Genomic DNA, 24,175 nt, shown 5'->3' on the forward strand with positions numbered 1-24,175 from the left:
CTCAACCAAATAGTCCAGTGATGATGGCAAAGAGGCCACACCCGTTTCCATCCCGAACACGGCAGTTAAGCTCTTTTGCGCTGATGGTAGTTGGGGGTTTCCCCCTGTGAGAGTAAGACGTCGCTGGGCAATTCAAGAAAGTCGTTACCGATTCCGGTAACGGCTTTTTTTGTATTTTTGCTTGTCAATACAGGCTAGACAAGTCGACTCTATCCAGGGGAACTAAAAAAGGCTCAATAGGTATAAGGTAATTCAGCAACTTCCGAGGGATATGATTTCGTTTGTCAGCCACCGTGTAAATAAATGTTTGATCTACTTGGTTGAAATCCAGACTCTTTACCAAGCCGTCTTTTCGAAGAAGCCCTTTAAAATTTGCATTCAAGGCGCATTGAGAAGGTGTTCCAGGATCCCCAAAGTAAATTGAGCCGTCGTGCTAGTTGCACTGCGGCTTTCAGATGAGGAGTTCCTTCTTACAATCAAACATGATAGATCTCTTAAGACGCCTTAAAACCACTTGTTCAGGGTAGCTTCAATATCGCTGACCCTGCACCTTTAGGTTTCAAAGCGATGATCGCCTTTCTTAACTTTTCGACCAGCCGGATTACAATACTTTTCTTAAGAGCTTCCAAAATGATCTCGCCATTGACATGGCTAAACTCTTTTCAGAAAAGGATGCTCGGGTACCCTCTCGACGATATGTCGTTTTAACATCGGCTTTCTGTGTCGTTCTTATTGGCCATTGGTTTTTCATAAGAAGGTTGGCTGTATCAAAGGCCCACCTTGTAAACATGCGATAGAGAGTATTGTTGGAACAAGTGGTAGGTGTCTCTTCGTGGACGGTCATGACTTCAATTGTAAAGCCCTCATCACCTTGTCTTAAATACAGGTCATTTGTTTCTGAGGCAAGCTGATTGTTTGGCGCTCATAACGCTTCTTATTTATTGTATTGCATGCAAAAGTAGAAGGCAGCACCCATACAGAAAGTAGGTGCGATTACAAATTGGCTGTCGTAAACGCTTCGGACGTTCCGCGATTCTAGTCAGGAATTTATTTTGAAGGAGTAGATTTCTGACGTGACCAGTTCACGCACATTATGATAAGAGGTAATCTTTCGTGATCAATCTTCTGTTTTCTTGAATCGAAAATACATGTGTGTGTACTATAAATGCCTTTTTAGCTTAATTTAAAAATCGGCGAACGTGATTATCTATAACCAAAATTCCATGAAATTTCAGAAATTCATAGAATGCATAAACTTCCTATATTTGATAAGCTTTATCAAACTTTTCTCTCTTGCTTTATCAAGGTTTTTACCCTAGTATGAAAATTAATTCCTATTAGACGTTAAAGAGGTGTAAAAGTTGGATGTAAACCCGTGGGTTATGGTGTTAATAATTTTTTCGATCAATATCGTATATGTAACTTTTTTTACAATACGGATGATCATGACCTTAAAAGGGTATCGCTATTTAGCAGCTGGTGTCAGCATGATCGAAGTAGTTATTTATATAGTAGGACTTGGATTAGTTCTTGATAACTTGGATCAGCTGCAAAATCTTATTGCCTATGCTTTAGGTTATGGTTCGGGTGTTGTTATTGGTTCGAAAATTGAAGAAAAAATGGCACTTGGCTACATTACAGTTAATGTTATTACAAGTGAAGCGGGAGAATACCTTCCGAACATGCTTCGGGAAAAAGGATATGGTGTCACGGATTGGAAAGCAAATGGTCGCGATGGTGGTCGTCAGTCGATGCAAATTTTAACACCGCGAAAAATGGAGTTAAAACTGTATAAAGCCATCCAAGAAATTGATCCGAAAGCATTTATCATTGCCTATGAAGCCAAAACGATTCATGGTGGATTCTGGGTAAAAACAGTAAAAAGGGGCAATTTATATAAATGAGTAAAAACACAGTTTGGTTTGAAGTTGAAGAACATGAAACAATTTCAGAATGCCTAGATAGAATGAAAGCTGAAGGATATGCAGTAGTAGGTCGAAGAGAAGAGCCGTTGTTTAAAGAAGTGGATGGTCAACCTGTACCTATAAGGCAAATCGTCCAGTTTAAAGGAGATAAACTAAAGGAATAACAATATATCCCTTTTAAAAGCGAACGATTAAATAATTGTATAACTTAATGTTCGACTTTATCATTGACGTAGTTTAATCGTCTTGTTATGATAAGTGAGGATACCCCATATATGCAGAGGAATTGGCTTCTGCGTTTCTACCAGGACACCGTAAATGTCCGGACTATGCGGGAAAGCAACTTATTGGTCGTAAAGCGAAGGATGTGCTTTTTATGCCATCATTTAAAAATTCGTATCATTTACAGTCCTTAAGTAAACTGCTTTTCACGTAAAGTGAGCAGTTTATTTAAGGGCTTTTTATTTTTTAAAAGGAGAGTGTATCGATGAATCCGCGAATTGGCATCATCATGGGAAGTACGAGTGATTGGGAAACAATGAAGCATGCGTGTGACGTATTAGATGAACTAGGATTGAGTTACGAGAAAAAAGTGGTTTCCGCTCATCGAACACCAGATTTAATGTTTAGCTATGCCGAACAAGCACGTGAGCGTGGATTGCATGTGATTATTGCAGGAGCTGGCGGCGCAGCGCATTTGCCGGGTATGGTAGCAGCGAAAACAACTTTACCGGTTATCGGCGTTCCTGTTCAGTCTAAAGCGTTAAATGGCTTGGATTCCTTATTATCAATCGTTCAGATGCCTGGAGGAGTTCCAGTGGCGACTGTCGCTATCGGCAAAGCTGGAGCTGTAAATGCAGGATTATTGGCAGCTCAAATACTGGGAACAGTGGATGAACATGCAGCACAAGCCTTGCAAGAAAGAAGAGATCGTACAACAGCTGCGGTGTTAGAGAGTTCGGAGGATTTGATATGACAACAACCATTTTACCTGGACAAACGATTGGTATTATTGGCGGAGGTCAATTGGGACGCATGATGGCTCTTGCTGCAAAAGAAGCTGGTTTCAAAATAGCAGTTCTCGATCCGGCTATGGATTCACCAACGGGTCAAGTGGCAGATATACAAATCGTTGCACCGTTTAACGATCAACATGCATTAGAAGAGTTAGCTGAAGTGAGTGACGTCATCACCTATGAGTTTGAGAATATAGATGTTGAAGGATTATCGAAACTAGCAGAAATCGCTTATGTCCCACAAGGATCTGAATTGATTCGCGTGACGCAAGACCGGATTTTTGAAAAACAAGCAATTTCTGAAGCGAAAGTTGTCGTTGCGGATTACATTACTGCTTCTACATTTGAAGAATTAAAAGAAAAAAGCAATCAATTGTCATTTCCATTCGTTGTGAAAACGGCGCGTGGCGGTTATGACGGCAAAGGTCAACAAACGGTTTCTTCTATTGAAGAACTTTCCTTAGCTGAAGGGTTATTCACAAATGGAGCATGTGTAGCAGAAGCGTTTGTTGAATTCACGAAAGAGATTTCAGTTATCATTCAGCGTAACGTGCACGGCGAAACGGCTATTTTACCGATTGGTGAAAATATTCATAAAGACCATATATTGCATCAAACGATTGTTCCTGCGAGAGTTGATAACAAAACGATGGAACTGGCACAGCAAGCAGCTGAGAAAATTGCGGCTCACTTGAACATAGTGGGTACGTTAGCGGTTGAAATGTTCGTCTTGGAAAACGGTGAGATTATTGTTAATGAATTGGCACCACGTCCTCATAACTCCGGACATTATTCAATCGAAGCGACAAACATTTCACAATTTCATCAGCATATCCGTGCTATTTGTGGCTGGCCGCTTAGACAGCCGATCCTTTGGTCTCAAGCGGTAATGGTTAATGTCTTAGGAGAACATGTCGCACCACTTGCTTCAAAAATCGCACAATTTCCGAATTGGTCGATTCATTTGTACGGAAAAGACGAAGCAAAGCAGAAACGGAAGATGGGACATGTTACGATATTAACGGAAGACTTAGAGGCAACTTTAGGTGAAATAGATAGATCTGGCATTTGGCCAGAATAATTGGAGGAACTAATTTATGATCGCACGTTACACAAGACCCGAAATGGGCGCAATTTGGACAGAAGAAAACAAATACAATGCATGGCTAGAAGTTGAAATTTTAGCATGTGAAGCTTGGGCAGAAATCGGCGATATTCCAAAAGAAGACGTAGCAAAAATCCGTAAAGACGCTTCATTTTCTGTAGATCGCATTTTGGAAATTGAAGAAGAAACACGTCATGATGTCGTAGCTTTTACACGAGCTGTATCTGAAACGCTTGGCGAAGAACGCAAATGGGTTCATTACGGCTTAACTTCGACAGACGTAGTTGATACAGCATTGTCTTATTTGCTAAAACAAGCAAACGTGATTATCCGTAAAGATTTAACAAACTTTATCGAAATTCTTGCAAATAAAGCAAAAGAACATAAAATGACCGTTATGATGGGGCGTACACATGGTGTGCATGCAGAGCCAACAACTTTTGGTTTGAAACTAGCATTATGGCACGAAGAAATGAAACGTAATTTAGAGCGTTTCGAAGCAGCAGCAGCTTCAATTGAAACAGGCAAAATGTCTGGTGCAGTTGGAACGTACGCTAATATTGATCCATTTGTTGAAGCCTATGTTTGCAAAGAGCTAGGCCTTGCAGCTTCACCTATTTCAACACAAACATTACAACGTGATCGTCATGCTCAGTATTTAAGCGTTCTGGCATTGATTGGTTCGTCTATCGAGAAATTCGCAACAGAAATTCGCGGATTGCAAAAATCAGAAACACGCGAAGTAGAAGAGTTTTTCGCGAAAGGTCAAAAAGGTTCTTCTGCAATGCCTCATAAACGTAACCCGATTGGTTCTGAAAACATGACGGGTCTTGCGCGTTTAATCCGTGGTTATATGCTAACAGCTTACGAAAACGTTTCTTTATGGCATGAACGCGACATTTCGCATTCATCAGCAGAGCGTGTGATTTTACCAGATGCAACGATTGCGCTTAATTACATGTTAAATCGTTTTGGTAATATCGTGAAAAACTTAACGGTGTTCCCTGAAAACATGAAACGCAATATGGATTCAACACTCGGATTAATTTATTCGCAGCGTGTGTTGTTGGCTTTGATCGACAAAGGAATGGCTCGTGAAGCAGCATACGATACGGTTCAGCCATGTGCGATGGAAGCTTGGGAAAACCAAACGCATTTCCGCAAAATTGTAGAAGCGAATGAAACGATTACAGCTAAACTATCTAAAGAAGAGTTGGACGATTGCTTTGATTACAATCACCATTTGCAACAAGTAGACATGATTTTCAACCGACTTGGATTAAACTAAACGGGGGCTTCTGAAAATGGAAAAAGGTCAGCTATTGTACGAAGGTAAAGCAAAACGCCTGTATGCAACGGATGAACAGGGAATTTTGTGGGTGGAATATAAAGATTCAGCAACGGCTTTCAACGGTGAAAAGAAAGAAGAAATTACCGGCAAAGGCATTTTGAACAATAAAATCACGTCACTAATTTTCACGAAATTGCAGGAAGCAGGCATTGCGTCTCATTTCGTTAAGCAATTGTCTGATCATGAACAATTGGTGCAGAGTGTAAGCATCATTCCATTGGAAGTAGTGGTCCGGAACATCACAGCCGGCAGCATGGCCAAACGCCTTGGTATTGAAGAAGGCGTGGCCATTAGCCGCCCGGTCGTGGAGTTTTACTTGAAAGACGATGAATTAGGCGACCCCTTAATAACAGATGAGCATGTTGATATGCTAAAGCTGGCAACTGCAGAAGAAGTAGCGGTGCTCAAGCAAAAAGCGCGTGAAATTAATAAAGTCTTAATCGGCTTTTTTAAAGAAATTGGTGTGGATCTTGTTGATTTTAAAATTGAATTTGGCCGTGATACTGATGGTCAAATTTTATTAGCAGATGAAATTTCGCCGGACACTTGCCGGCTTTGGGATATGGAAACAAAACAAAAACTCGATAAAGACGTATTCCGCCGAAATCTTGGGAATTTAACAGAAGCGTACGAACTCATTTTAACTCGTCTAGGAGGACAACACTCATGAAAAAAGTAAAAGTATACGTAACATTACGTGAAAGTGTATTGGACCCACAGGGTTCTGCAGTTATGGGCTCTCTTCATAAAATGGGCTATGGTGAAGTGGCAGACGTACGAATTGGTAAATACCTAGAATTGGTTATTGAAGACAGCGAACGCGATGTGGATTCATTGGTAAATGAATTATGTCATCGACTTTTAGCTAATACTGTAATTGAGGATTACCGTTACGAAATTGAGGAGGTTGTCTCGCAATGAAATTCGCAGTAATTGTTTTCCCAGGTTCGAATTGTGATTTGGACATGTACCATGCGGTTAAAGATGAGCTAGGTGAAGAAGCAGAGTACGTATGGCATGACTCAAAAGATTTGAGCAGCTATGACGGGATCTTACTTCCAGGTGGATTTTCATACGGCGATTACTTGCGCTGCGGCGCAATCGCCCAATTCTCTGGAGTCATGGACGAAGTAAGAAAAGCAGCCGAGGCAGGAAAACCGGTTCTTGGAATCTGTAATGGTTTCCAAATATTAACCGAAGCGGGGCTTTTGCCAGGTGTTCTTTTACGAAACAAGAACTTGAAGTTCATGTGCCGTACTGTTGGATTGAAAGTAGAAAACAACAATACATTGTTCACAAACGAATATGAACAAGGCCAAGAAATCCAAATTCCAATCGCTCATGGAGAAGGCAATTATTATTGTGATGATGCGACATACGATCACCTTAAAGAAAACAACCAAATCGTCTTTACGTATGCAGATGATTTTAACGGTAGCCGAAACAACATTGCAGGAATCATTAACGAACGCGGAAACGTGCTAGGCATGATGCCGCATCCTGAACGTGCAGTATCAGAATTAATCGGCGGCAAAGATGGCTTGTCTTTATTTAGATCAATCGTTAAACAGTGGAGGGAATCACATGTCAGTCATGCTTGAACCAAATGCTGCTCAAATAAAAGAACAAAAAGTATATCAACAAATGGGCTTATCAGATGCGGAATTTGAAATGGTTGAAAAGATTTTAGGAAGATTGCCAAACTACACGGAAACAGGCTTGTTTTCGGTTATGTGGTCTGAGCATTGTTCGTATAAAAACTCGAAACCTGTCCTTGCAAAATTCCCAACTAAAGGAGAACGTGTTCTTCAAGGACCTGGTGAAGGTGCTGGAATTGTAGACATCGGTGACGGACAAGCGGTCGTTTTCAAAATGGAATCGCATAACCACCCATCTGCAATTGAACCTTATCAAGGAGCGGCTACTGGAGTTGGTGGAATTATCCGTGACGTCTTTTCAATGGGCGCACGTCCAATTGCATTGCTTAACTCATTACGCTTTGGTGAATTAAAAACACCACGTGTGAAATACTTGTTTGAAGAAGTCGTTGCTGGAATTGCTGGATACGGAAACTGTATCGGAATCCCAACAGTTGGTGGAGAAATTCAATTTGATGAATGTTATGACGGCAATCCATTAGTTAACGCGATGTGTGTTGGCTTAATCAATCACGAAGACATCCAAAAAGGAATTGCAAAAGGTACAGGCAACCCGGTTATGTACGTCGGCGCCAAAACAGGACGCGACGGTATTCACGGAGCTACTTTTGCTTCTGAAGAACTAACAGATGGCTCGGATAAAAATCGTCCTGCTGTTCAAGTTGGTGATCCATTTATGGAGAAACTTCTACTTGAAGCTTGTTTAGAATTGATCAAGTCCGATGCGTTAATCGGAATTCAAGATATGGGTGCTGCTGGACTGACTTCTTCTTCAGCGGAGATGGCTTCTAAAGCAGGATCTGGTATTGAAATGGATTTGGATCACATTCCACAGCGTGAGACAGGCATGACAGCATACGAAATGATGCTTTCTGAATCTCAAGAACGTATGTTAATCGTCGTTAAAGCTGGTCGTGAGCATGAAATCGTTGAGTTGTTCGAAAAGTACGGTTTAGATGCGGTTACAGTTGGTACGGTAACAGATGATTCGACATTACGTTTAAAACATAAAGGTGAAATTGTTGCAGAAGTTCCAGTTGATGCTCTTGCAGAAGATGCGCCGGTTTACCACAAGCCTTCAGCTGTACCTGCTTACTTTACAGAGTTCCAACAAATGGACAATGTAGAGCCAAAAGTAACTGATTTCAATAAAACTTTAACAGCTTTATTGAAACAACCGACGATTGCTTCTAAAGAGTGGGTTTATGATCAATACGACCACCAAGTGCGTACAAGCACAGTAGTAAGCCCAGGATCGGACGCTGCAGTTGTTCGTGTTCGCGGTACAAACAAAGGCTTAGCAATGACGACGGACTGTAACTCTCGCTATATTTACTTAGATCCAGAAGTGGGCGGTAAAATTGCGGTAGCAGAAGCAGCTCGTAACGTTGTGGTATCAGGTGCGAAACCACTTGCCATCACGGATTGCTTAAACTTTGGTAACCCTGAAAAACCAGAAATCTTCTGGCAGTTAGAAAAAGCAGCAGACGGTATGTCTGAAGCATGTACAATCTTAGATTCTCCAGTTATTGGCGGAAACGTCTCGTTATACAATGAAACAAACGGAACTGCTATTTACCCAACACCAACAATTGGCATGGTCGGTCTTGTAGAAGACCTTGCACATGTCACAACACAAGACGTTAAAAAACAAGGTGACATTGTTTACTTGATCGGTGAAAGCTTTACAGAATTTGGTGGCAGTGAATTGCAGAAGATGGTTGAAGGACGTATTTTTGGTAAAGCACCAGCAATCGATTTAACAGTCGAAGCAAACCGTCAAAAAGAAATTTTATCAGCGATTCAACAAGGTCTTGTTGCATCCGCGCATGACGTTGCTGAAGGTGGCGTTGCTGTCGCATTAGCTGAAAAAACCTTTGGTAATGGACTGGGCATGGAAGTTACGTTGTCTGGATCTGCAACAACTGCATTGTTCAGTGAATCACAATCACGTTTTGTTGTGACGGTTAGCCCAGAAAATGCAGAACAATTCGAGAAAGTCGTATCAGATGCTAAGAAAATCGGCCAAGTCACGGGAGACAAATTTGTAATCAACGGTGAAGACGGTACGACTTGGATTAATGAATCAGTCGCAACGCTTCGCTCAGCTTGGAAAGGAGCTATCCCATGCTTGCTGAAATCAGAAGCTTAAATGAAGAATGTGGTGTCTTTGGAATATGGGGACATCCGAATGCGACGCAATTGACGTATTACGGATTGCATGCTTTACAACACCGGGGTCAAGAAGGTGCTGGAATTGTTTCAACTGATGGAGAAGGCCTACGTCCGTTAAAAGGTGAAGGTATGGTCAGTGAAGTATTCACGCCTGAAAAAATAGAGAAAATAGCAGGACATGCCGCAATTGGGCATGTTCGCTATGCAACAGCAGGGGGCAGCGGCATTGAAAATGTTCAGCCTCTCCTCTTTAATTCAACTACAGGTAGCTTGGCAATTTCACATAACGGCAATTTAGTTAATGCCACACAATTAAAAGGGCATTTAGAGCGTCAAGGAAGTATCTTCCAAACAACTTCAGATACAGAAGTATTGGCTCACCTGATTAAACGAAGTGGCTATGCGACGTTTGAAGAAAAAGCGAAAAATGCATTATCGTTATTAAAAGGTGCTTTTGCTTGTGTGATTTTGACGGAAGAAGCGATGTATATTGCGTTAGATCCAAACGGTTTGCGTCCATTATCACTTGGTAAATTGGGCGATGCGTGGGTGACGGCCTCTGAAACCTGTGCGTTTGATATTGTTGGAGCAGAATTTGTTCGATCAGTTGAGCCGGGCGAATTTTTAATCATTACGAAAGATGGTATGCGTGCAGAACGCTTTGCTTATCCAGAAGAGCGTTCAATATGTACGATGGAATATGTATACTTTTCTCGTCCCGATTCGGATATTGATGGTATCAACGTTCACGCTGCGAGAAAACGTCTAGGCGTGCAATTAGCAAAAGAAGTACAAATAGAAGCGGACGTTGTCACAGGTGTTCCGGATTCTAGTATTTCAGCTGCCATTGGCTACTCGGAACAAAGTGGCATTCCATATGAGCTCGGCATGATTAAAAACCGTTATGTCGGACGTACGTTTATCCAACCTTCACAAGATTTGCGCGAACAAGGGGTCAAGATGAAACTTTCGCCAGTGCGTCAAGTCGTGAAAGGTAAGCGTGTCATTATGGTGGATGACTCGATTGTCCGTGGTACAACTTCACGACGCATTGTTAACTTGCTGAAAGAAGCAGGCGCGACAGAAGTACATGTGGTCATTAGTTCACCGCCAATCAAAAACCCATGTTTTTATGGTATTGATATTAGTACAGCAGGTGAGCTCATCGCTGCTAACAATACAATAGAGGAAATGCGCGAAATTATTGGTGCAGATTCCTTAACATTCTTATCAGTTGACGGTATGGTTCAAAATATTGGACGTACAGATCCTGGATCAAAATGTGGACATTGCTTAGCTTGTTTTACAGGAGAATACCCGACCAATATTTATCCCGATACCGTATTGCCGCACGAAAAAGAAAAAGTGAAATAAGGGGGAACCGGTGTGTCAAAAGCATATGAAAAAGCAGGCGTTAATATCGAAGCTGGCTATGAAGCAGTAAACCGCATGAAATCGCATGTAGAACGTACAGCGCGTAAAGGAATGCTCGGTGCGTTTGGTGGATTTGGTGGCATGTTCGATTTGTCTGAGTTGAATTTGAAAGAACCGGTTCTTGTGTCTGGAACAGATGGCGTTGGGACAAAATTAAAGCTTGCGTTCATGGCAGATCGTCACGATACAATCGGCATCGACTGCGTAGCGATGTGTGTCAATGATATCGTTGCACAAGGTGCAGAGCCATTGTTTTTCTTAGATTATATTGCGGTAGGTAAAGCAATTCCTGAGAAAATTGAACAAATTGTTAAAGGTGTAGCAGATGGCTGTGTGCAATCGGGTGCGGCACTTATTGGCGGAGAAACGGCAGAAATGCCAGGACTTTATGAAGAAGATGAATACGATATTGCTGGATTTGCGGTTGGAGCTGCGGAGAAATCCAAAATTGTAACTGGCGAAAAAATCGCAGCAGGAGATGTGTTAATCGGACTTGCATCTAGCGGTATTCATTCAAATGGCTATTCGCTTGTGCGTCAAATTGTCTTTGAACAAAATCAATTTACGCTAGAGCAAAAAGTGGAAGGCTATGAGGCATTAGGTCCTATTGGTGATGCTTTACTAACCCCGACAAAAATTTACGCAAAAGCAGTAGCTGCGATTGGCAATGAAATTGAAATTCACGGCATGGCACATGTGACTGGTGGCGGATTTATCGAGAACATTCCTAGGATGATGCCAGAAGGCTTAGGCGCAGAAATTTCACTTGGTAGCTGGACCGTACTAGACATTTTCAAAATGTTGAAAGAAAAAGGTGAGTTGGCAGACCGCGACTTGTATTCTGTATTCAATATGGGAATTGGTTTTGTTCTAGCTGTAGCTCCTGAAGATGCTGAAAAAGTATTGGAAACCGCTAAAGCGAATGGTGAACAAGCTTTTCAAATTGGCCGTGTTTCAAGCACGCAGGGTGTTCAATTCCTAGGTCAACAGGATGGCACATTGAATGAAAACTAAAACAAAGATTGCTGTTTTTGCATCTGGCAATGGCTCTAATTTTCAAGCCATTGCAGACGCAATTGCGGCTGGTAATTTAGAGGCTGAACTCATGCTTGTTGTAACCGATAAGCCAAAAGCATTTGTATTAGAACGTGCGAAAAAAGCAGGCGTAGCCTCTTTTTCCTTTATTCCTTCTGAATACGATTCAAAACAATCTTACGAAGAGATGTTGAAGGGAAAACTGCAAGCACTTGGAGTGGAATGGGTTGTTCTTGCAGGATATATGCGCTTGATTGGTCCGGTTTTACTTGAAGCGTATGAAAATCGCATTGTGAACATCCACCCCTCTGTTTTGCCAGCATTTCCGGGCAAAGATGCGATTGGTCAAACTCTCGCAGCAGGAGCAGAAAGCGCTGGCGTCACAGTGCATTATGTGGATGCTGGAATGGATACAGGCAACATCATTGCCCAACAATCTTTTCCGGTACTAGGTCGTGGACGCGAAGAAGTCGAGCAACAGATCCATCAGATTGAACATGAATTATACCCTGCAACATTGCAGCAATTATTCGACCGATAAACTGTCGGTCTTAATCTTTAGGAGGACTATTTGTGAAAAAAAGAGCATTACTCAGCGTATCGGATAAATCAGGGATTTTGGAATTTGCACAGGAATTGGAAAAAATGGGCTATGAACTGTTATCGACAGGCGGCACTAAAAAATTTCTTGAAGAAAACGGCGTAGCCATTACAGCCGTAGACGAAGTTACGAAATTTCCAGAAATTTTAGGTGGACGTGTAAAAACTTTGCATCCGCTTGTACACGGTGGACTATTGGCTAAACATGATGATGCCGAACATCAAAGTCAAATGGCTGAAAACGGCATTTCCCCAATTGATATTGTCTGTGTGAATTTATATCCGTTCCGCGAAACCATCGCAAAATCAGATGTGACAGTTGATGACGCAATCGAAAATATCGATATTGGTGGACCAACGATGTTGCGTTCTGCAGCAAAAAACCACGCATACGTAACGGTTATCGTGGATGCAGCTGATTATGCTGGAGTATTGAGTGAGTTACAAAACGAACAGTCTACAACACCTGAAACAAGACGTCGCTTAGCAGCGAAAGTTTTCCGTCATACAGCCGCTTATGATTCATATATCTCTAATTACTTGACTGACTTGACTGGAGAAGAATATCCGGATCAATTGACACTTACTTATGAATTGTCTCAAACACTTCGTTACGGAGAAAATCCACATCAAAAAGCTGCTTTTTATCGTAGCCCACTTGGCTCAAGTTTCTCAATTGCCAACGCACATCAAGTGCACGGCAAGGAATTGTCTTATAACAATATCCAAGATGCTAATGCAGCACTTCAAATCATTAAAGAATTTAAAATGCCAGCAGCAGTTGCGGTTAAACACATGAATCCGTGTGGTGTCGGAACAGGCGAAACGATCGCAGCTGCGTTTGGTAAAGCATATGAAGCCGATTCGACATCTATTTTTGGTGGCATTGTGGCCTTGAATCGAGAAGTAGATGCAGACACAGCCAAGCAATTAGCAACGATTTTCTTAGAAATTATTATTGCGCCTTCTTTCTCACAAGAAGCAATTGAATTGCTGACACAAAAGAAAAATATCCGTCTATTAACAATTCCATTCGACAGCAAAATTAACGACAAATGGAACACGGTAACAGTAGAAGGTGGATTATTAATTCAACAACCAGATGTTTTTGGCTACGAAGATGCGGATATTCAAGTAGCTACAGATCGTCAACCGACAGCAGCAGAACTTGAAGCGTTGAAACTGGGCTGGAATGTTGTAAAACACGTTAAATCTAATGCTATTGTTGTGTGTAATTCGGAAATGACTTTAGGCATCGGTGCGGGTCAAATGAACCGTGTTGGCTCTGCTAAAATTGCGTTAGATCAAGCAGGCGAAGCTGCAGAAGGCGCGGTTATGGCGTCAGATGCGTTCTTCCCGATGAATGATACGGTAGAAGCAGCTGCGAAAGCAGGCATAAAAGCGATTATTCAACCAGGTGGTTCGAAAAAAGATCAAGATTCGATCGATAAAGCGAACGAATACGGAATTGCTATGGTCTTTACTGGCGTCCGTCATTTCAAACATTAATCGAGGTGAAACAAGGATGAAGGTATTGGTCATAGGAAGAGGTGGGCGAGAACACGCCATCGTGCGTCAGTTCTCGAAGTCTGCTTCGGTCACGAAAGTTTATGCAGCTCCAGGAAATGATGGAATGCTTGAGGATGCTGAAGTAGTTGCAATCGATGAAATGGATTTTGCTGGTCTTGCAGAATTTGCAAAGCAACAACAAATTGATTTCAGCTTTGTAGGACCTGAACAACCTTTATCACAAGGAATCGTCGATTTCTTTGAAGCTGAAGGGTTGCGTATTTTTGGTCCGTCTAAAGCGGCAGCGCAAATCGAAGGCAGTAAAGCTTTTGCAAAAGAGTTGATGAAAAAGTATGATATTCCAACTTCAGGTTATGAGACCTTTACAGAAACTGCACCAGCTATTGAATTTATCCGTCAACACGGGGCACCGATTGTGATTAAAGCAGATGGACTTGCAGCTGGAAAAGGTGTCGTTGTGGCAATGACGGAAGAGGAAGCCATAGCTGCCATCAATGACATGTTAGAAGGACAAAAGTTCGGAGAATCCGGTTCAAAAGTGGTCATTGAAGAATTTTTAGACGGCGAAGAGTTTTCGTTTATGTCATTTGTTCATAGCGGTCAAATTTATCCAATGGTCATTTCGCAAGATCATAAACGTGCTTATGACGGAGATCGTGGTCCGAATACAGGGGGGATGGGTGCATATTCGCCTGTTCCACAAATTTCACAAGCGATAGTTGATCAAACTTTTGCAGAAATCGTAGAACCTGCAGTCCGTGCAATGGCTTCAGAAAAGACACCGTTTAATGGCATTCTCTACACCGGGGTTATTTTAACAAAAAAAGGTCCAAAAGTAATTGAGTTTAATGCGCGTTTTGGCGATCCTGAAACTCAAGTTGTTTTGCCACGTATGAAATCAGATTTCGGATTGTTTATGGATTCTATTTTAAATGGTCAGCCGGCTAAGCTGGAATGGAATGATCAAGCCGTACTTGGCGTAGTTGTGGCAGCTGATAATTATCCAGAGACTGTTGAAAAAGGAGCTCCTTTACCAGATTTAACAAAGCTTTCTGAAGTGGAAATTACGCATGCAGGAACCAAAAAAACTGCGAGTGGATATGCAGGAAATGGCGGGCGAGTTTTACTGGTTTCAGCAAGTGGAACAACGATTGAAACGGCACAAGAAACGGTTTATAAGCAATTAAACAGCTTATCATGGGACGGCTTTTTCTATCGCTCCGATATCGGATGGCGTGCAAAGTAATTTTACCTATGATATACTCATTAATGACACAAATTCGACAAGAAGCTGTGTCATTTTTGTTTTGTCTGCCCTAAAGACAAAAACAAAATATGAGGATTTACAACAACCCACGGTTACCTCTATTTAAACTCCAGAATGTAAACCCATTACGACCTCAGAAAAAATATGCAATGAAAATTGAAAGGGGATTAATTATGAATTGGTATGAAAAACTAAATCAGTATTTTCCAGTTGAAGAAATGAAGTCGAAAGAACATATGGATACCTTATTAAAAGAAAAAGGCAGCGTTTACTACAAAGATGAAGGTCCTTACCACGTGTTAATGTATGCAGAGTTTCCACATTTTACATTTGTTGATTACTTATTTGTTTCAAAAGAATCGCGCGGCATGGGTCTTGGTAGAAAGACTTTGCAAATGTTAAAAGATAAAAACAAGCCGATTATCCTTGAAGTAGAACCGGTAAATTACGAAGATACAGATACAGAAAAACGTTTACGATTTTATGCACGTGAAGGATTTGAACATGCTTCATCAATCGGCTATTGCCGTCGTTCACTTGCAACTGGCGAAGAAAACTCGATGGAAATTTTGTACTGGACGCCAAGTGGTGAATCAGAAGAACAGATTTTCGAAGGCATGCAGAAAATGTATGAAGATATTCATACGTACAAAGACGAACAGTTTTACGGAGAATCATATGATTCGGTATCTGACGTTCTAACTTTCCAAGAAGAAGAAAAGAAAGACGTGTTGAAACCATTTAGCGATCCTGTTAATAATGACTGATTGATTTAACCCACGCATTTGCGTGGGTTTTTTGTGTCTAAATTAATTAGAATGTTCTTATTTTTAAAGTGAAAATCTATGTTCGAGTTGATAATTATGCTAGTATATTAAGTATCGAACTAGTAGAAAGCAGGTGCCGGCATATGGTAAATCCGTTATGGAAAAATACAGAGATTCGAAATCAGTTGAAAATCGTAACAAAAGAAATTGCGCCGGATCTCGTTTTAACTAATGCAACTTATCTTCATGGGATTTTTAAAAAATGGGTAACAGGAAATATATGGATAGCAAATGATCGTATTGTTTATGCTGGAAAAGAAATGCCGAAAATTGATGCTGCGACTGAAGTCTCTGATATGACAGGTAAATACATTGTTCCTGGCTACATAGAACCTCATGTTCATCCGACCCAATTATATAATCCTCAAAGCTTTGCGGATTATGCGGCTCAAGGTGGAACGACAATGTTCTTGTCCGACAATCTAACATTTTTTTTATCGCTTGAAAATAAGAAAGCGTTTTCATTATTAGATGAATTGGCCGAATTGCCGTTTAGTTTTTATTGGTGGACGCGCTTTGATTCGCAGACAGAGTTGAACAATGAAGATCAATTATTCACTTCGACTTCAGTAGGTGAGTGGCTGGATCGTCAAGACGTCTTACTTGGAGGCGAATTGACAGGTTGGCCGAAGTTAATGGCTGGCGATGACCAAATGCTGTATTGGATTCAAAAAGCGAAAATGGGCTTGAAGAAAATCGAAGGACATTTCCCAGGAGCATCGGAAAAAACACTGGCTCGTATGCGACTTCTTGGAGCGGATGGCGACCACGAATCCATGACTGTGGATGAAGTGGAAATGCGGTTGCTTCATGGTTATGGTGTGACGCTTCGACATTCTTCGATTCGCCCAGATCTTCCGAATTTATTAAAGGGAATCGTAGAGCGTGAGTTAAATGTCTTTGATAAGCTAATGATGACGACAGATGGTTCAACACCGGCTTTCCATTTAGAAGGTGTGATGGATTGGTGTATTCAAATTGCGCTTGATGCAGGGGTTCCAGCTATTGATGCATACATGATGGCTTCTTATAACGTGGCTCGCTATTATAACGTAACGAGTTTGCATGGGTTGATCGCGACAGGTCGTTATGCGAATTTAAATATTTTGGATGCGATTGAAAATCCAATGCCTTCCGGTGTTATTTCGAAAGGCGTTTGGTTGAAGAAAGATGGTAAGAAAGTCCGCTCATTACCTGATGTGGATTGGTCCATCTTACCAGATCTTGATATCGACTATGAATTGACAGATGATGATTTCCAATTTTCGATGCCATTTGGTATTGAAATGATTAATGATGTAATTACTAAACCATATACAGTAAGTATCGATACACATGATGCCAATTTGTCAAAATCGCATGATGAAAGCTTTTTAATGCTCATCGACAAAAATGGCAAGTGGCGTGTGAATACATTGATCAAAGGGTTTGCGCCGGGACTTGATGGTTTTGCTTCTTCTTATACAAGTACAGGCGATATTATCCTTATCGGGAAAAACCGTGAAGATATGTGGCTAGCTTTCAATGAAATGAAACGTTTAAATGGCGGCATCATCCTTGCGGAAAATGGTGAAATCATACAAACTCTCCCACTGCCCTACGGAGGCGTAATGTCTGACTTGCCGATGGACCAATTGATTGTACAAGAACAAGCACTGAAAAAAGCATTGCATGAACGCGGTTATAAGCACGGGGATGCGGTGTATACGTTGTTATTTTTACAAGCCACTCATTTACCTTATGTTCGTGTTACTCAAAAAGGAATTTACGACGTTATGAATAAAAAAATATTGTTTCCAGCGTTTATGAGGTAGTCGATATGAAAAATTGGCTAATCATCTTTGTTCTATTACTTGTTATGGTGGCTGTTGTCGGAGGTTTTTGGTTGATGAAGAAAGACGATTCTGCTTCTACACCGGACATGCCACCAGAGCAGCAGGTAGTAGAAGAGACGACACCATTTACTGGTGAATTGATGGATTTAACGACAATGGGTAGACCTGTAATGGCGATCGTTAATAATCACCCAGATGCCCGTCCACAAACGGGATTAGCCGAGGCAGATATCGTTTTTGAAATGATTGCCGAATTTAATATCACACGATTTGTTGCATTGTATCAAAGCGAATTCCCTAATAAGGTCGGTCCAATACGCAGTGCTCGCGATTATTTTGTTGAGCTTGCCACAGCCTATGACGCTTTTTTTGTGGCTCATGGTTATAGTCCAGACGCTAAGGAAATGCTCGATTCTGGAAAGGTTGATCACGTCAACGGCATTCAGCATGACGGCACTCTGTTTCAGCGTTCTTTTGACCGAGTGGCCCCGCACAATTCTTATATCACCATGTCTAATATCGAAAAAGCTATGAATGATATCGGAGCTTTCACAGAATATAGAGGGCAATCACCTTATTATTTCTATGACTCGTCAGAAAATGATAAACTTGAAGAACAGGCTCTTTCGATAAAAGTGGCGTATGGGACAAATAAGCTGTTTTTAAATGCCTATACTTATGATAGCCAGTCAAAGCTTTACAGTCGTGCGTCTGGTGGAGTGCCAACCGTAGACAAAGAAACTAGTGAAACCATAACGGTCTCAAACGTTTTAGTTTTCGAAGCACAACATGAGACAATCGATTCCAAAGGGCGTCAGTCCATAGATTTATCTAGTGGCGGAGCGGCTCTGTTATTTCAAGCGGGTGGGGTTCGTGAAATAGAATGGAAGTCGATTAATGGAATGTTAGTTCCGTTTCAGGATGGAGAAGTGGTAAAATTGATGCCAGGGAAAACTTGGATTCATATTGTCCCTGCTACTCCAGGAATCGAGCAATCCGTTAGCTATACATCATGATGATTGTTGCAATGAAAGGATGAGGAAGCTGCATGCAAGTTGATAAAATTAGAGGCCATCAAACAGACCAGTTAATCCAAGCAGTTTTGGCCTTAAAAGATAAGGAAGAAGCCTATCGTTTCTTCGATGATTTATGCACCATTAGTGAAATCCAATCGATGTCTCAGCGATTAGAAGTGGCACATATGCTTCGTATGAAAAAAACATACGAAAAAATAAAAAATGAAACAGGTGCCAGTACGGCTACGATTTCTCGTGTGCGCCGGTGCTTGAACTATGGCAATGATGCTTATGATGGCATGTTAGAGCGCCTTTATCCAGATGAAAAACCTTTTGAATTGCCAAAAGACTGAACAGAGAACCGACTCTGTTCGGTTTTTTTGTTATACTAAATAGATGATAATTGAGATGAAGTTAGGTGATATAGAGATGGATTTCAAAACATGGCAACATGTCTTTAAATTAGATCCAGCAAAAGAAATCAGGGATGAACATTTGGAACGAATTTGTAAATCCGGGACTGATGCCATCTTGATTGGGGGCAGTGATAATGTCACACTCGACAATGTCCTCTATTTAGCTGAACGTGTACAGCGTTATCAGCTGCCTATGGTGTTAGAAGTTTCCACGATCGATTCTGTAGCTCTGGGTTTTGACTATTATTTTATCCCGACAGTTTTAAACAGTAACAATCCACTGTGGGTAAAAGGACTTCATCATCAAGCCATTCGTGAATATGGAGAGTTTTTAGACTGGGATGAATTAGTTCCAGAAGGTTATTGTATTTTGAATGCCGATTGTAAAGCTGCAAAATTAACTGAAGCAAAAACAGATTTGAAGGCAGAAGATGTGTTAGCCTATGCGCGTTTAGCAGAACATTTCTTTCGTTTGCCTATTTTTTATATGGAGTATAGTGGCGTGTTCGGGGATATGGGACTCGTTAAAAAAGTAAAAAGCGTTCTGACGGAAACCCGCTTGTTTTATGGTGGAGGTATCAACTCGGCGGATACGGCGAGAAAAGCATTAACTTTTGCAGATACCATAGTTGTTGGCAATATTATTTATGAAAATATCGAGAAAGCGATTGAAACCGTAGAGGCAGTTGCGGAAACGGCTGGTTAATCGTTATACTAATAAGAACGAATGTTCGAGGTGGTGCACAATGGAATTAATAACAAAAAACTTATTAAACGGGATGAACCCGGAACAAGCGGAAGCAGTCAAAACGACTGAGGGCCCGTTACTTATTATGGCAGGTGCAGGATCAGGTAAAACGCGTGTGCTGACACACCGGATTGCTTATTTGGTGCTGGAAAAACAAGTATACCCATCAAATATTTTAGCCATTACATTTACCAATAAAGCTGCACGTGAAATGCGTAACCGAATAGATGGATTATTAGGTCACGGCACAGGACAGCGTATGTGGGCATCTACATTCCACTCAATGTGTGTGCGTATTTTAAGACGGGATATTGACAAATTAGGCATGTCTAAAAACTTCTCGATTTTGGATACAACGGATCAATTAACGGTTATTAAAAATGTCTTGAAACAACAAAACTTAGATCCTAAAAAATATGAACCAAGAACGATGTTAAACGCGATCTCATCATCTAAAAACGAATGTATTGATGCTGCTCAATTTGCAGCAGACATGAATCAATTTAATCCGTACGAGAAAACAGTCTCGGACGTTTATACAGCTTACGAGAAGCGTTTAAAGAAAAACCAATCACTTGATTTTGATGACTTAATCATGACGACCTTGAATTTATTCAACACCGTTCCTGAAGTTTTAGAGTATTATCAAAACAAATTCCATTATATTCACGTAGATGAATATCAAGATACGAACAATGCTCAATATCAACTGGTACAGAAATTAGCGAGCAAGTTTAAAAATATTTGTGTAGTTGGCGATTCGGATCAGTCGATTTATCGCTGGCGCGGGGCAGATATTACGAATATCTTGTCATTTGAGAAAGATTATCCAAATGCGAAAGTCATTATGCTCGAACAAAACTATCGTTCGACAAAACGAATATTGCAGGCAGCTAACGATGTGATTCAGAAAAATACAAGTCGCTATCCAAAAGAATTGCGTACTGACAATGATGAGGGTGCGGCCATTACTTTGCATAAAGCCGGAGATGAACGTCAAGAAGCACAGTTTGTGGTTCAAACGATTCAAAAACTAATGGATGAGGAAAACTATAAAACTTCAGATTTTGCGATTCTTTACCGCACGAATGCACAATCGCGAATCATGGAGGAAATGTTCGTTAAATCGAATATGTCTTACACGATTGTTGGTGGTACAAAATTCTATGATCGGAAAGAAATTAAAGACTTATTGGCATATTTGCGTTTGATTGCTAATAACGACGATGATTTGTCTTTAGCCCGTGTCATTAATGAACCAAAGCGTGGAATTGGCGCGACTTCTTTTGAGAAAATGGCGCGTTTTGCAATTGAGCAAGACCGAACCATTATGGACGCGTTACAAGAAGCTGATTTTATGGGATTAACACCAAAAACAGCGCAAACGGCTTTAGAATTCCGCAACATGATGGCAAGCTTTACTCAAATGCAAGAGTATTTGTCAGTTACGGAATTGGTTGAAGAAGTGCTGAAAAAGTCAGGCTACCGTCAAATGTTGCAAAACGATAAAACCATTGAAGGCGAAAGTCGTCTAGAAAATTTGGATGAATTCTTGTCAGTTACAAAAGCTTTCGAAAAGCAGAGCGATGATAAGTCATTAGTCGCTTTCTTGACTGATTTGGCATTGATTTCGGATATCGATTCTTTAGATGACGAAGAAGATGCAGATGGCCCAATTATTTTAATGACAATGCACGCAGCAAAAGGCTTGGAATTTCCTGTTGTCTTCATCATTGGGTTAGAAGAAAACGTCTTCCCGCATTCACGATCGAATAATGATGACGAAGAGTTAGAGGAAGAACGTCGTCTTGCTTATGTTGGAATCACGCGAGCAGAACAGCGTTTGTATTTGACGCATGCGTCTTCACGCACATTGTTCGGGAAAAGTAATTTCAATATGCCATCTCGGTTTATTTCGGAGATTTCAGAAGACCTGATTGAACAAACCCGCGCTCACCACCGTGCGGGTGCTGCAACAAGTTATCGACAGGTACCAAAACGTCCAGCCGTAACACGTCCTAGCTATAATCAGTCGGGCAGTGAAAAATTAGGTTGGAAAACAGGCGATAAAGCGGCGCACAAAAAATGGGGGACTGGAACGGTTGTTAGCGTTAAAGGCGAAGGCGAACAAACGGAACTTGATATTGCGTTCCCGAGCCCGGTAGGTATTAAACGGTTATTGGCTAAATTTGCGCCGATTGAAAAAGTATAATCGGGAGGAAACTAGATGGATCGTATAAAAGCGGAACAACGTGTAAATGAATTAAATGAAATGCTTCGGAACTATGGTCATGCTTATTACGTACTCGATAAGCCAGCTGTTCCGGATGCGATATATGATCAATTGCTCAATGAATTAATCGACTTAGAAACACTTTACCCTGATTTGGTTTTTCCAGATTCACCAACTCAACGTGTAGGGGGATCCCCACTTTCAACTGTTGACAAAGTTACGCATGAACGTCCAATGCTCAGTTTATCCAATGTTTTTGGCGAAGAAGATTTGCGCGAGTTTGATAAACGTGTGCGAGGCGGTGCAGGTGACAAAGTCGAATATGTTTGTGAGCTGAAAATTGATGGATTAGCTGTTTCTCTTTTATATGAGGATGGTAAGTTTGTTAAAGGCGCAACACGCGGAGATGGTCGCGTTGGAGAAGATATCACAGTCAATTTAAGAACGATCCGTGCAATTCCATTAAAGCTTAAAGACGCTGTGACGCTTGAAGTACGTGGAGAGGTATTCATGCCTAAAAGCTCGTTCCACGCGTTAAATGAGCAGCGAGGGGAGCAAGGCGAAGAGTTATTTGCTAACCCGCGTAATGCAGCAGCAGGATCACTTCGTCAATTAGATCCGAAAATTGCAGCAAGTCGTAATTTGGATGTTTTTATATATGGAATTGGTGGCGATGGAGAAACCTATAATTTATCATATCATGATGAGTCGCTCCATTATCTAGCAGAACTTGGATTTAAAACGAATACACAACGACAAGTTTGTACGACGGTTGAAGAAGTATTGGCCTATATCGAAAAATGGACTGAAAAAAGAAACGACTTGCCGTATGAAATTGATGGCATCGTCATTAAAGTCAATCAGTTTTTGTATCAACAAGAACTAGGGTTTACAGCGAAAAGTCCGAAATGGGCAACCGCTTATAAATTTCCAGCTGAAGAAGTAATGACGACTGTACGAGATATTGAATTGAGTGTTGGGCGAACCGGAGTTGTCACACCGACTGCGATACTCGACCCCGTGTCAGTTGCAGGAACTACAGTACAAAGGGCTTCTTTGCACAACGAAGACTTGATCAAAGAAAAAGATATTCGTATTGGAGACAAAGTCATTATTCGAAAAGCAGGAGATATTATTCCGGAAGTCGTTTCGGTCATACTCGACCAACGCACAGGAGAAGAGCTAGCTTTTGAGATGCCGACTCATTGTCCTGCGTGTGATAGCGAATTGGTGCGAATCGAAGGTGAAGTGGCTCTTCGTTGTGTTAATCCGCAATGTCCCGCTCAAATTACAGAAGGACTCATTCACTTTGTATCACGTAATGCGATGAATATCGATGGACTTGGTGAAAAAGTGATTGAGCAATTGTACCGAGAAGGTTTGGTCCACGACATTTCAGATATTTACAAACTAACAAAAGAACAATTATTAGAATTAGATCGCATGGGGGAAAAGTCAGCTTCAAATTTAGTTGCAGCAATTGATGCATCCAGAAACAATTCAATGGAGAAATTATTGTTTGGTCTTGGTATTCGTCATGTAGGTGAGAGAGGTGCCCGTATTTTATCTGAGTATTTTGGAACACTGGAACAGCTAATCGCTGCATCAAAAGAAGAATTAGTCGAAATACATGAAATTGGCGATAAAATGGCGGATTCGATTGTGATGTATTTTGATAATGAAGAAGTTCGTGCATTAGTGGAACGTTTACGTAAAGCAGACGTCAATTTATCGTATACGGGCACACGAGTACGCATTGAAGAAGGCGCAAATGCGTTTGCAGGTAAGAAAATTGTCTTAACAGGTAAACTAGAACAAATGACTCGTCAAGAAGCCAGTGCTCAAATTGAAGCGCTTGGTGGAAAACTAACAGGCAGTGTCAGCAAAAAAACGGACTTGTTAATTGCTGGTGAAGAAGCAGGCTCTAAACTCGATAAAGCGCGTGAGCTCAAAGTAGAAATTTGGGACGAACAACGTCTCGTTGAGGAATTGAATAAATAAGGG

The 24,175-nt window shown here is 41.1% G+C and carries 21 protein-coding genes, 1 rRNA gene and 1 riboswitch; all 22 genes read left to right on the top strand.

Features of this window, described 5'->3' with window-relative positions; translation table 11 throughout:
* The first annotated feature begins 13 nt into the window (after positions 1 to 13).
* The 22 genes from rrf to ligA all read left to right on the top strand — a co-directional run bounded on the left by rrf (position 14) and on the right by ligA (position 24,172).
* Positions 14 to 129: ribosomal RNA gene (gene rrf, locus PLANO_RS03710) — 5S ribosomal RNA — on the top strand.
* A gap of 1,253 nt (positions 130 to 1,382) precedes the next feature.
* Positions 1,383 to 1,904, top strand: coding sequence for a DUF2179 domain-containing protein (locus PLANO_RS03715; RefSeq protein ID WP_038705369.1), 522 nt, complete (start codon positions 1,383 to 1,385; stop codon positions 1,902 to 1,904).
* A complete protein-coding gene (locus PLANO_RS03720) occupies positions 1,901 to 2,089 on the top strand; it encodes an NETI motif-containing protein (RefSeq protein WP_008432199.1) in 189 nt (62 codons plus the stop codon). The genes PLANO_RS03715 and PLANO_RS03720 overlap by 4 nt, the downstream gene beginning before the upstream one ends.
* A gap of 85 nt (positions 2,090 to 2,174) precedes the next feature.
* A riboswitch (purine riboswitch) is annotated at positions 2,175 to 2,275 on the top strand.
* Between the two features lie 137 nt (positions 2,276 to 2,412).
* Entirely contained in the window at positions 2,413 to 2,901 is a 489-nt protein-coding gene (gene purE, locus PLANO_RS03725; protein WP_038703118.1) for a 5-(carboxyamino)imidazole ribonucleotide mutase, read from the top strand.
* On the top strand, positions 2,898 to 4,022 hold the full coding sequence (gene purK / locus PLANO_RS03730; RefSeq protein ID WP_038703120.1) for a 5-(carboxyamino)imidazole ribonucleotide synthase: 1,125 nt from the start codon (positions 2,898 to 2,900) through the stop codon (positions 4,020 to 4,022). Before purE ends, purK begins: the two co-directional genes overlap by 4 nt.
* A gap of 16 nt (positions 4,023 to 4,038) precedes the next feature.
* Positions 4,039 to 5,334, top strand: coding sequence for an adenylosuccinate lyase (purB, locus tag PLANO_RS03735; protein WP_038703122.1), 1,296 nt, complete (start codon positions 4,039 to 4,041; stop codon positions 5,332 to 5,334).
* A gap of 16 nt (positions 5,335 to 5,350) precedes the next feature.
* A complete protein-coding gene (gene purC, locus PLANO_RS03740; protein WP_038703124.1) occupies positions 5,351 to 6,067 on the top strand; it encodes a phosphoribosylaminoimidazolesuccinocarboxamide synthase in 717 nt (238 codons plus the stop codon).
* The gene (purS, locus tag PLANO_RS03745; protein WP_008432191.1) at positions 6,064 to 6,318 is read left to right on the top strand and encodes a phosphoribosylformylglycinamidine synthase subunit PurS; all 255 of its coding nucleotides are present in this window, start codon (positions 6,064 to 6,066) and stop codon (positions 6,316 to 6,318) included. Before purC ends, purS begins: the two co-directional genes overlap by 4 nt.
* Entirely contained in the window at positions 6,315 to 6,998 is a 684-nt protein-coding gene (gene purQ, locus PLANO_RS03750; protein WP_038703126.1) for a phosphoribosylformylglycinamidine synthase subunit PurQ, read from the top strand. Before purS ends, purQ begins: the two co-directional genes overlap by 4 nt.
* Complete coding sequence (gene purL, locus PLANO_RS03755; protein WP_038703127.1) at positions 6,982 to 9,207, top strand: phosphoribosylformylglycinamidine synthase subunit PurL; 2,226 nt, start codon at positions 6,982 to 6,984, stop codon at positions 9,205 to 9,207. The genes purQ and purL overlap by 17 nt, the downstream gene beginning before the upstream one ends.
* Positions 9,183 to 10,604 carry an amidophosphoribosyltransferase gene (gene purF / locus PLANO_RS03760; protein ID WP_038705370.1) on the top strand — a complete coding sequence of 474 codons (1,422 nt, stop codon included), beginning with the start codon at positions 9,183 to 9,185 and terminating at the stop codon, positions 10,602 to 10,604. The genes purL and purF overlap by 25 nt, the downstream gene beginning before the upstream one ends.
* 12 nt (positions 10,605 to 10,616) lie before the next feature.
* Positions 10,617 to 11,678 (top strand): phosphoribosylformylglycinamidine cyclo-ligase, encoded by a 1,062-nt coding sequence (gene purM / locus PLANO_RS03765; protein WP_038703129.1) that lies wholly within the window; start codon positions 10,617 to 10,619, stop codon positions 11,676 to 11,678.
* Positions 11,668 to 12,240, top strand: a complete 573-nt coding sequence (purN, locus tag PLANO_RS03770) for a phosphoribosylglycinamide formyltransferase (protein ID WP_038703131.1) — start codon at positions 11,668 to 11,670, stop codon at positions 12,238 to 12,240. Before purM ends, purN begins: the two co-directional genes overlap by 11 nt.
* A gap of 32 nt (positions 12,241 to 12,272) precedes the next feature.
* Complete coding sequence (purH, locus tag PLANO_RS03775; protein WP_038703133.1) at positions 12,273 to 13,808, top strand: bifunctional phosphoribosylaminoimidazolecarboxamide formyltransferase/IMP cyclohydrolase; 1,536 nt, start codon at positions 12,273 to 12,275, stop codon at positions 13,806 to 13,808.
* A 16-nt stretch (positions 13,809 to 13,824) separates the two neighbouring features.
* Positions 13,825 to 15,075: a phosphoribosylamine--glycine ligase gene (purD, locus tag PLANO_RS03780; RefSeq protein WP_038703135.1), complete on the top strand. Its 1,251-nt coding sequence runs from the start codon at positions 13,825 to 13,827 to the stop codon at positions 15,073 to 15,075.
* 194 nt (positions 15,076 to 15,269) lie between these two features.
* Positions 15,270 to 15,863, top strand: coding sequence for a GNAT family N-acetyltransferase (locus PLANO_RS03785; RefSeq protein ID WP_038703137.1), 594 nt, complete (start codon positions 15,270 to 15,272; stop codon positions 15,861 to 15,863).
* A gap of 143 nt (positions 15,864 to 16,006) precedes the next feature.
* On the top strand, positions 16,007 to 17,737 hold the full coding sequence (locus PLANO_RS03790) for an adenine deaminase C-terminal domain-containing protein (RefSeq protein ID WP_038703139.1): 1,731 nt from the start codon (positions 16,007 to 16,009) through the stop codon (positions 17,735 to 17,737).
* Between the two features lie 5 nt (positions 17,738 to 17,742).
* A complete protein-coding gene (locus PLANO_RS03795) occupies positions 17,743 to 18,774 on the top strand; it encodes a DUF3048 domain-containing protein (protein ID WP_038703141.1) in 1,032 nt (343 codons plus the stop codon).
* 32 nt (positions 18,775 to 18,806) lie between these two features.
* The gene (locus PLANO_RS03800; RefSeq protein WP_038703143.1) at positions 18,807 to 19,127 is read left to right on the top strand and encodes a YerC/YecD family TrpR-related protein; all 321 of its coding nucleotides are present in this window, start codon (positions 18,807 to 18,809) and stop codon (positions 19,125 to 19,127) included.
* Positions 19,128 to 19,203: 76 nt separating this feature from the next.
* The gene (locus PLANO_RS03805) at positions 19,204 to 19,896 is read left to right on the top strand and encodes a heptaprenylglyceryl phosphate synthase (RefSeq protein ID WP_038703145.1); all 693 of its coding nucleotides are present in this window, start codon (positions 19,204 to 19,206) and stop codon (positions 19,894 to 19,896) included.
* A gap of 40 nt (positions 19,897 to 19,936) precedes the next feature.
* Positions 19,937 to 22,150: a DNA helicase PcrA gene (pcrA, locus tag PLANO_RS03810; protein ID WP_038703147.1), complete on the top strand. Its 2,214-nt coding sequence runs from the start codon at positions 19,937 to 19,939 to the stop codon at positions 22,148 to 22,150.
* Positions 22,151 to 22,165: 15 nt separating this feature from the next.
* Positions 22,166 to 24,172, top strand: coding sequence for an NAD-dependent DNA ligase LigA (gene ligA / locus PLANO_RS03815; protein ID WP_038703149.1), 2,007 nt, complete (start codon positions 22,166 to 22,168; stop codon positions 24,170 to 24,172).
* Positions 24,173 to 24,175 lie beyond the last annotated feature (3 nt).

Origin of the sequence: Planococcus sp. PAMC 21323 (genome assembly GCF_000785555.1) — a bacterium.
Taxonomy (GTDB): domain Bacteria; phylum Bacillota; class Bacilli; order Bacillales_A; family Planococcaceae; genus Planococcus.

Coding starts and splice junctions, on each gene's coding strand:
- PLANO_RS03795 (WP_038703141.1), top strand. CDS start 17,743: ATGAAAAATTGGCTAATCATCTTTGTTCTATTACTTGTTATGGTGGCT.
- purL (WP_038703127.1), top strand. CDS start 6,982: ATGTCAGTCATGCTTGAACCAAATGCTGCTCAAATAAAAGAACAAAAA.
- PLANO_RS03800 (WP_038703143.1), top strand. CDS start 18,807: ATGCAAGTTGATAAAATTAGAGGCCATCAAACAGACCAGTTAATCCAA.
- purC (WP_038703124.1), top strand. CDS start 5,351: ATGGAAAAAGGTCAGCTATTGTACGAAGGTAAAGCAAAACGCCTGTAT.
- PLANO_RS03785 (WP_038703137.1), top strand. CDS start 15,270: ATGAATTGGTATGAAAAACTAAATCAGTATTTTCCAGTTGAAGAAATG.
- PLANO_RS03805 (WP_038703145.1), top strand. CDS start 19,204: ATGGATTTCAAAACATGGCAACATGTCTTTAAATTAGATCCAGCAAAA.
- PLANO_RS03715 (WP_038705369.1), top strand. CDS start 1,383: ATGGTGTTAATAATTTTTTCGATCAATATCGTATATGTAACTTTTTTT.
- purK (WP_038703120.1), top strand. CDS start 2,898: ATGACAACAACCATTTTACCTGGACAAACGATTGGTATTATTGGCGGA.
- purS (WP_008432191.1), top strand. CDS start 6,064: ATGAAAAAAGTAAAAGTATACGTAACATTACGTGAAAGTGTATTGGAC.
- purD (WP_038703135.1), top strand. CDS start 13,825: ATGAAGGTATTGGTCATAGGAAGAGGTGGGCGAGAACACGCCATCGTG.
- purE (WP_038703118.1), top strand. CDS start 2,413: ATGAATCCGCGAATTGGCATCATCATGGGAAGTACGAGTGATTGGGAA.
- purF (WP_038705370.1), top strand. CDS start 9,183: ATGCTTGCTGAAATCAGAAGCTTAAATGAAGAATGTGGTGTCTTTGGA.
- PLANO_RS03720 (WP_008432199.1), top strand. CDS start 1,901: ATGAGTAAAAACACAGTTTGGTTTGAAGTTGAAGAACATGAAACAATT.
- ligA (WP_038703149.1), top strand. CDS start 22,166: ATGGATCGTATAAAAGCGGAACAACGTGTAAATGAATTAAATGAAATG.
- purQ (WP_038703126.1), top strand. CDS start 6,315: ATGAAATTCGCAGTAATTGTTTTCCCAGGTTCGAATTGTGATTTGGAC.
- pcrA (WP_038703147.1), top strand. CDS start 19,937: ATGGAATTAATAACAAAAAACTTATTAAACGGGATGAACCCGGAACAA.
- purN (WP_038703131.1), top strand. CDS start 11,668: ATGAAAACTAAAACAAAGATTGCTGTTTTTGCATCTGGCAATGGCTCT.
- PLANO_RS03790 (WP_038703139.1), top strand. CDS start 16,007: ATGGTAAATCCGTTATGGAAAAATACAGAGATTCGAAATCAGTTGAAA.
- purB (WP_038703122.1), top strand. CDS start 4,039: ATGATCGCACGTTACACAAGACCCGAAATGGGCGCAATTTGGACAGAA.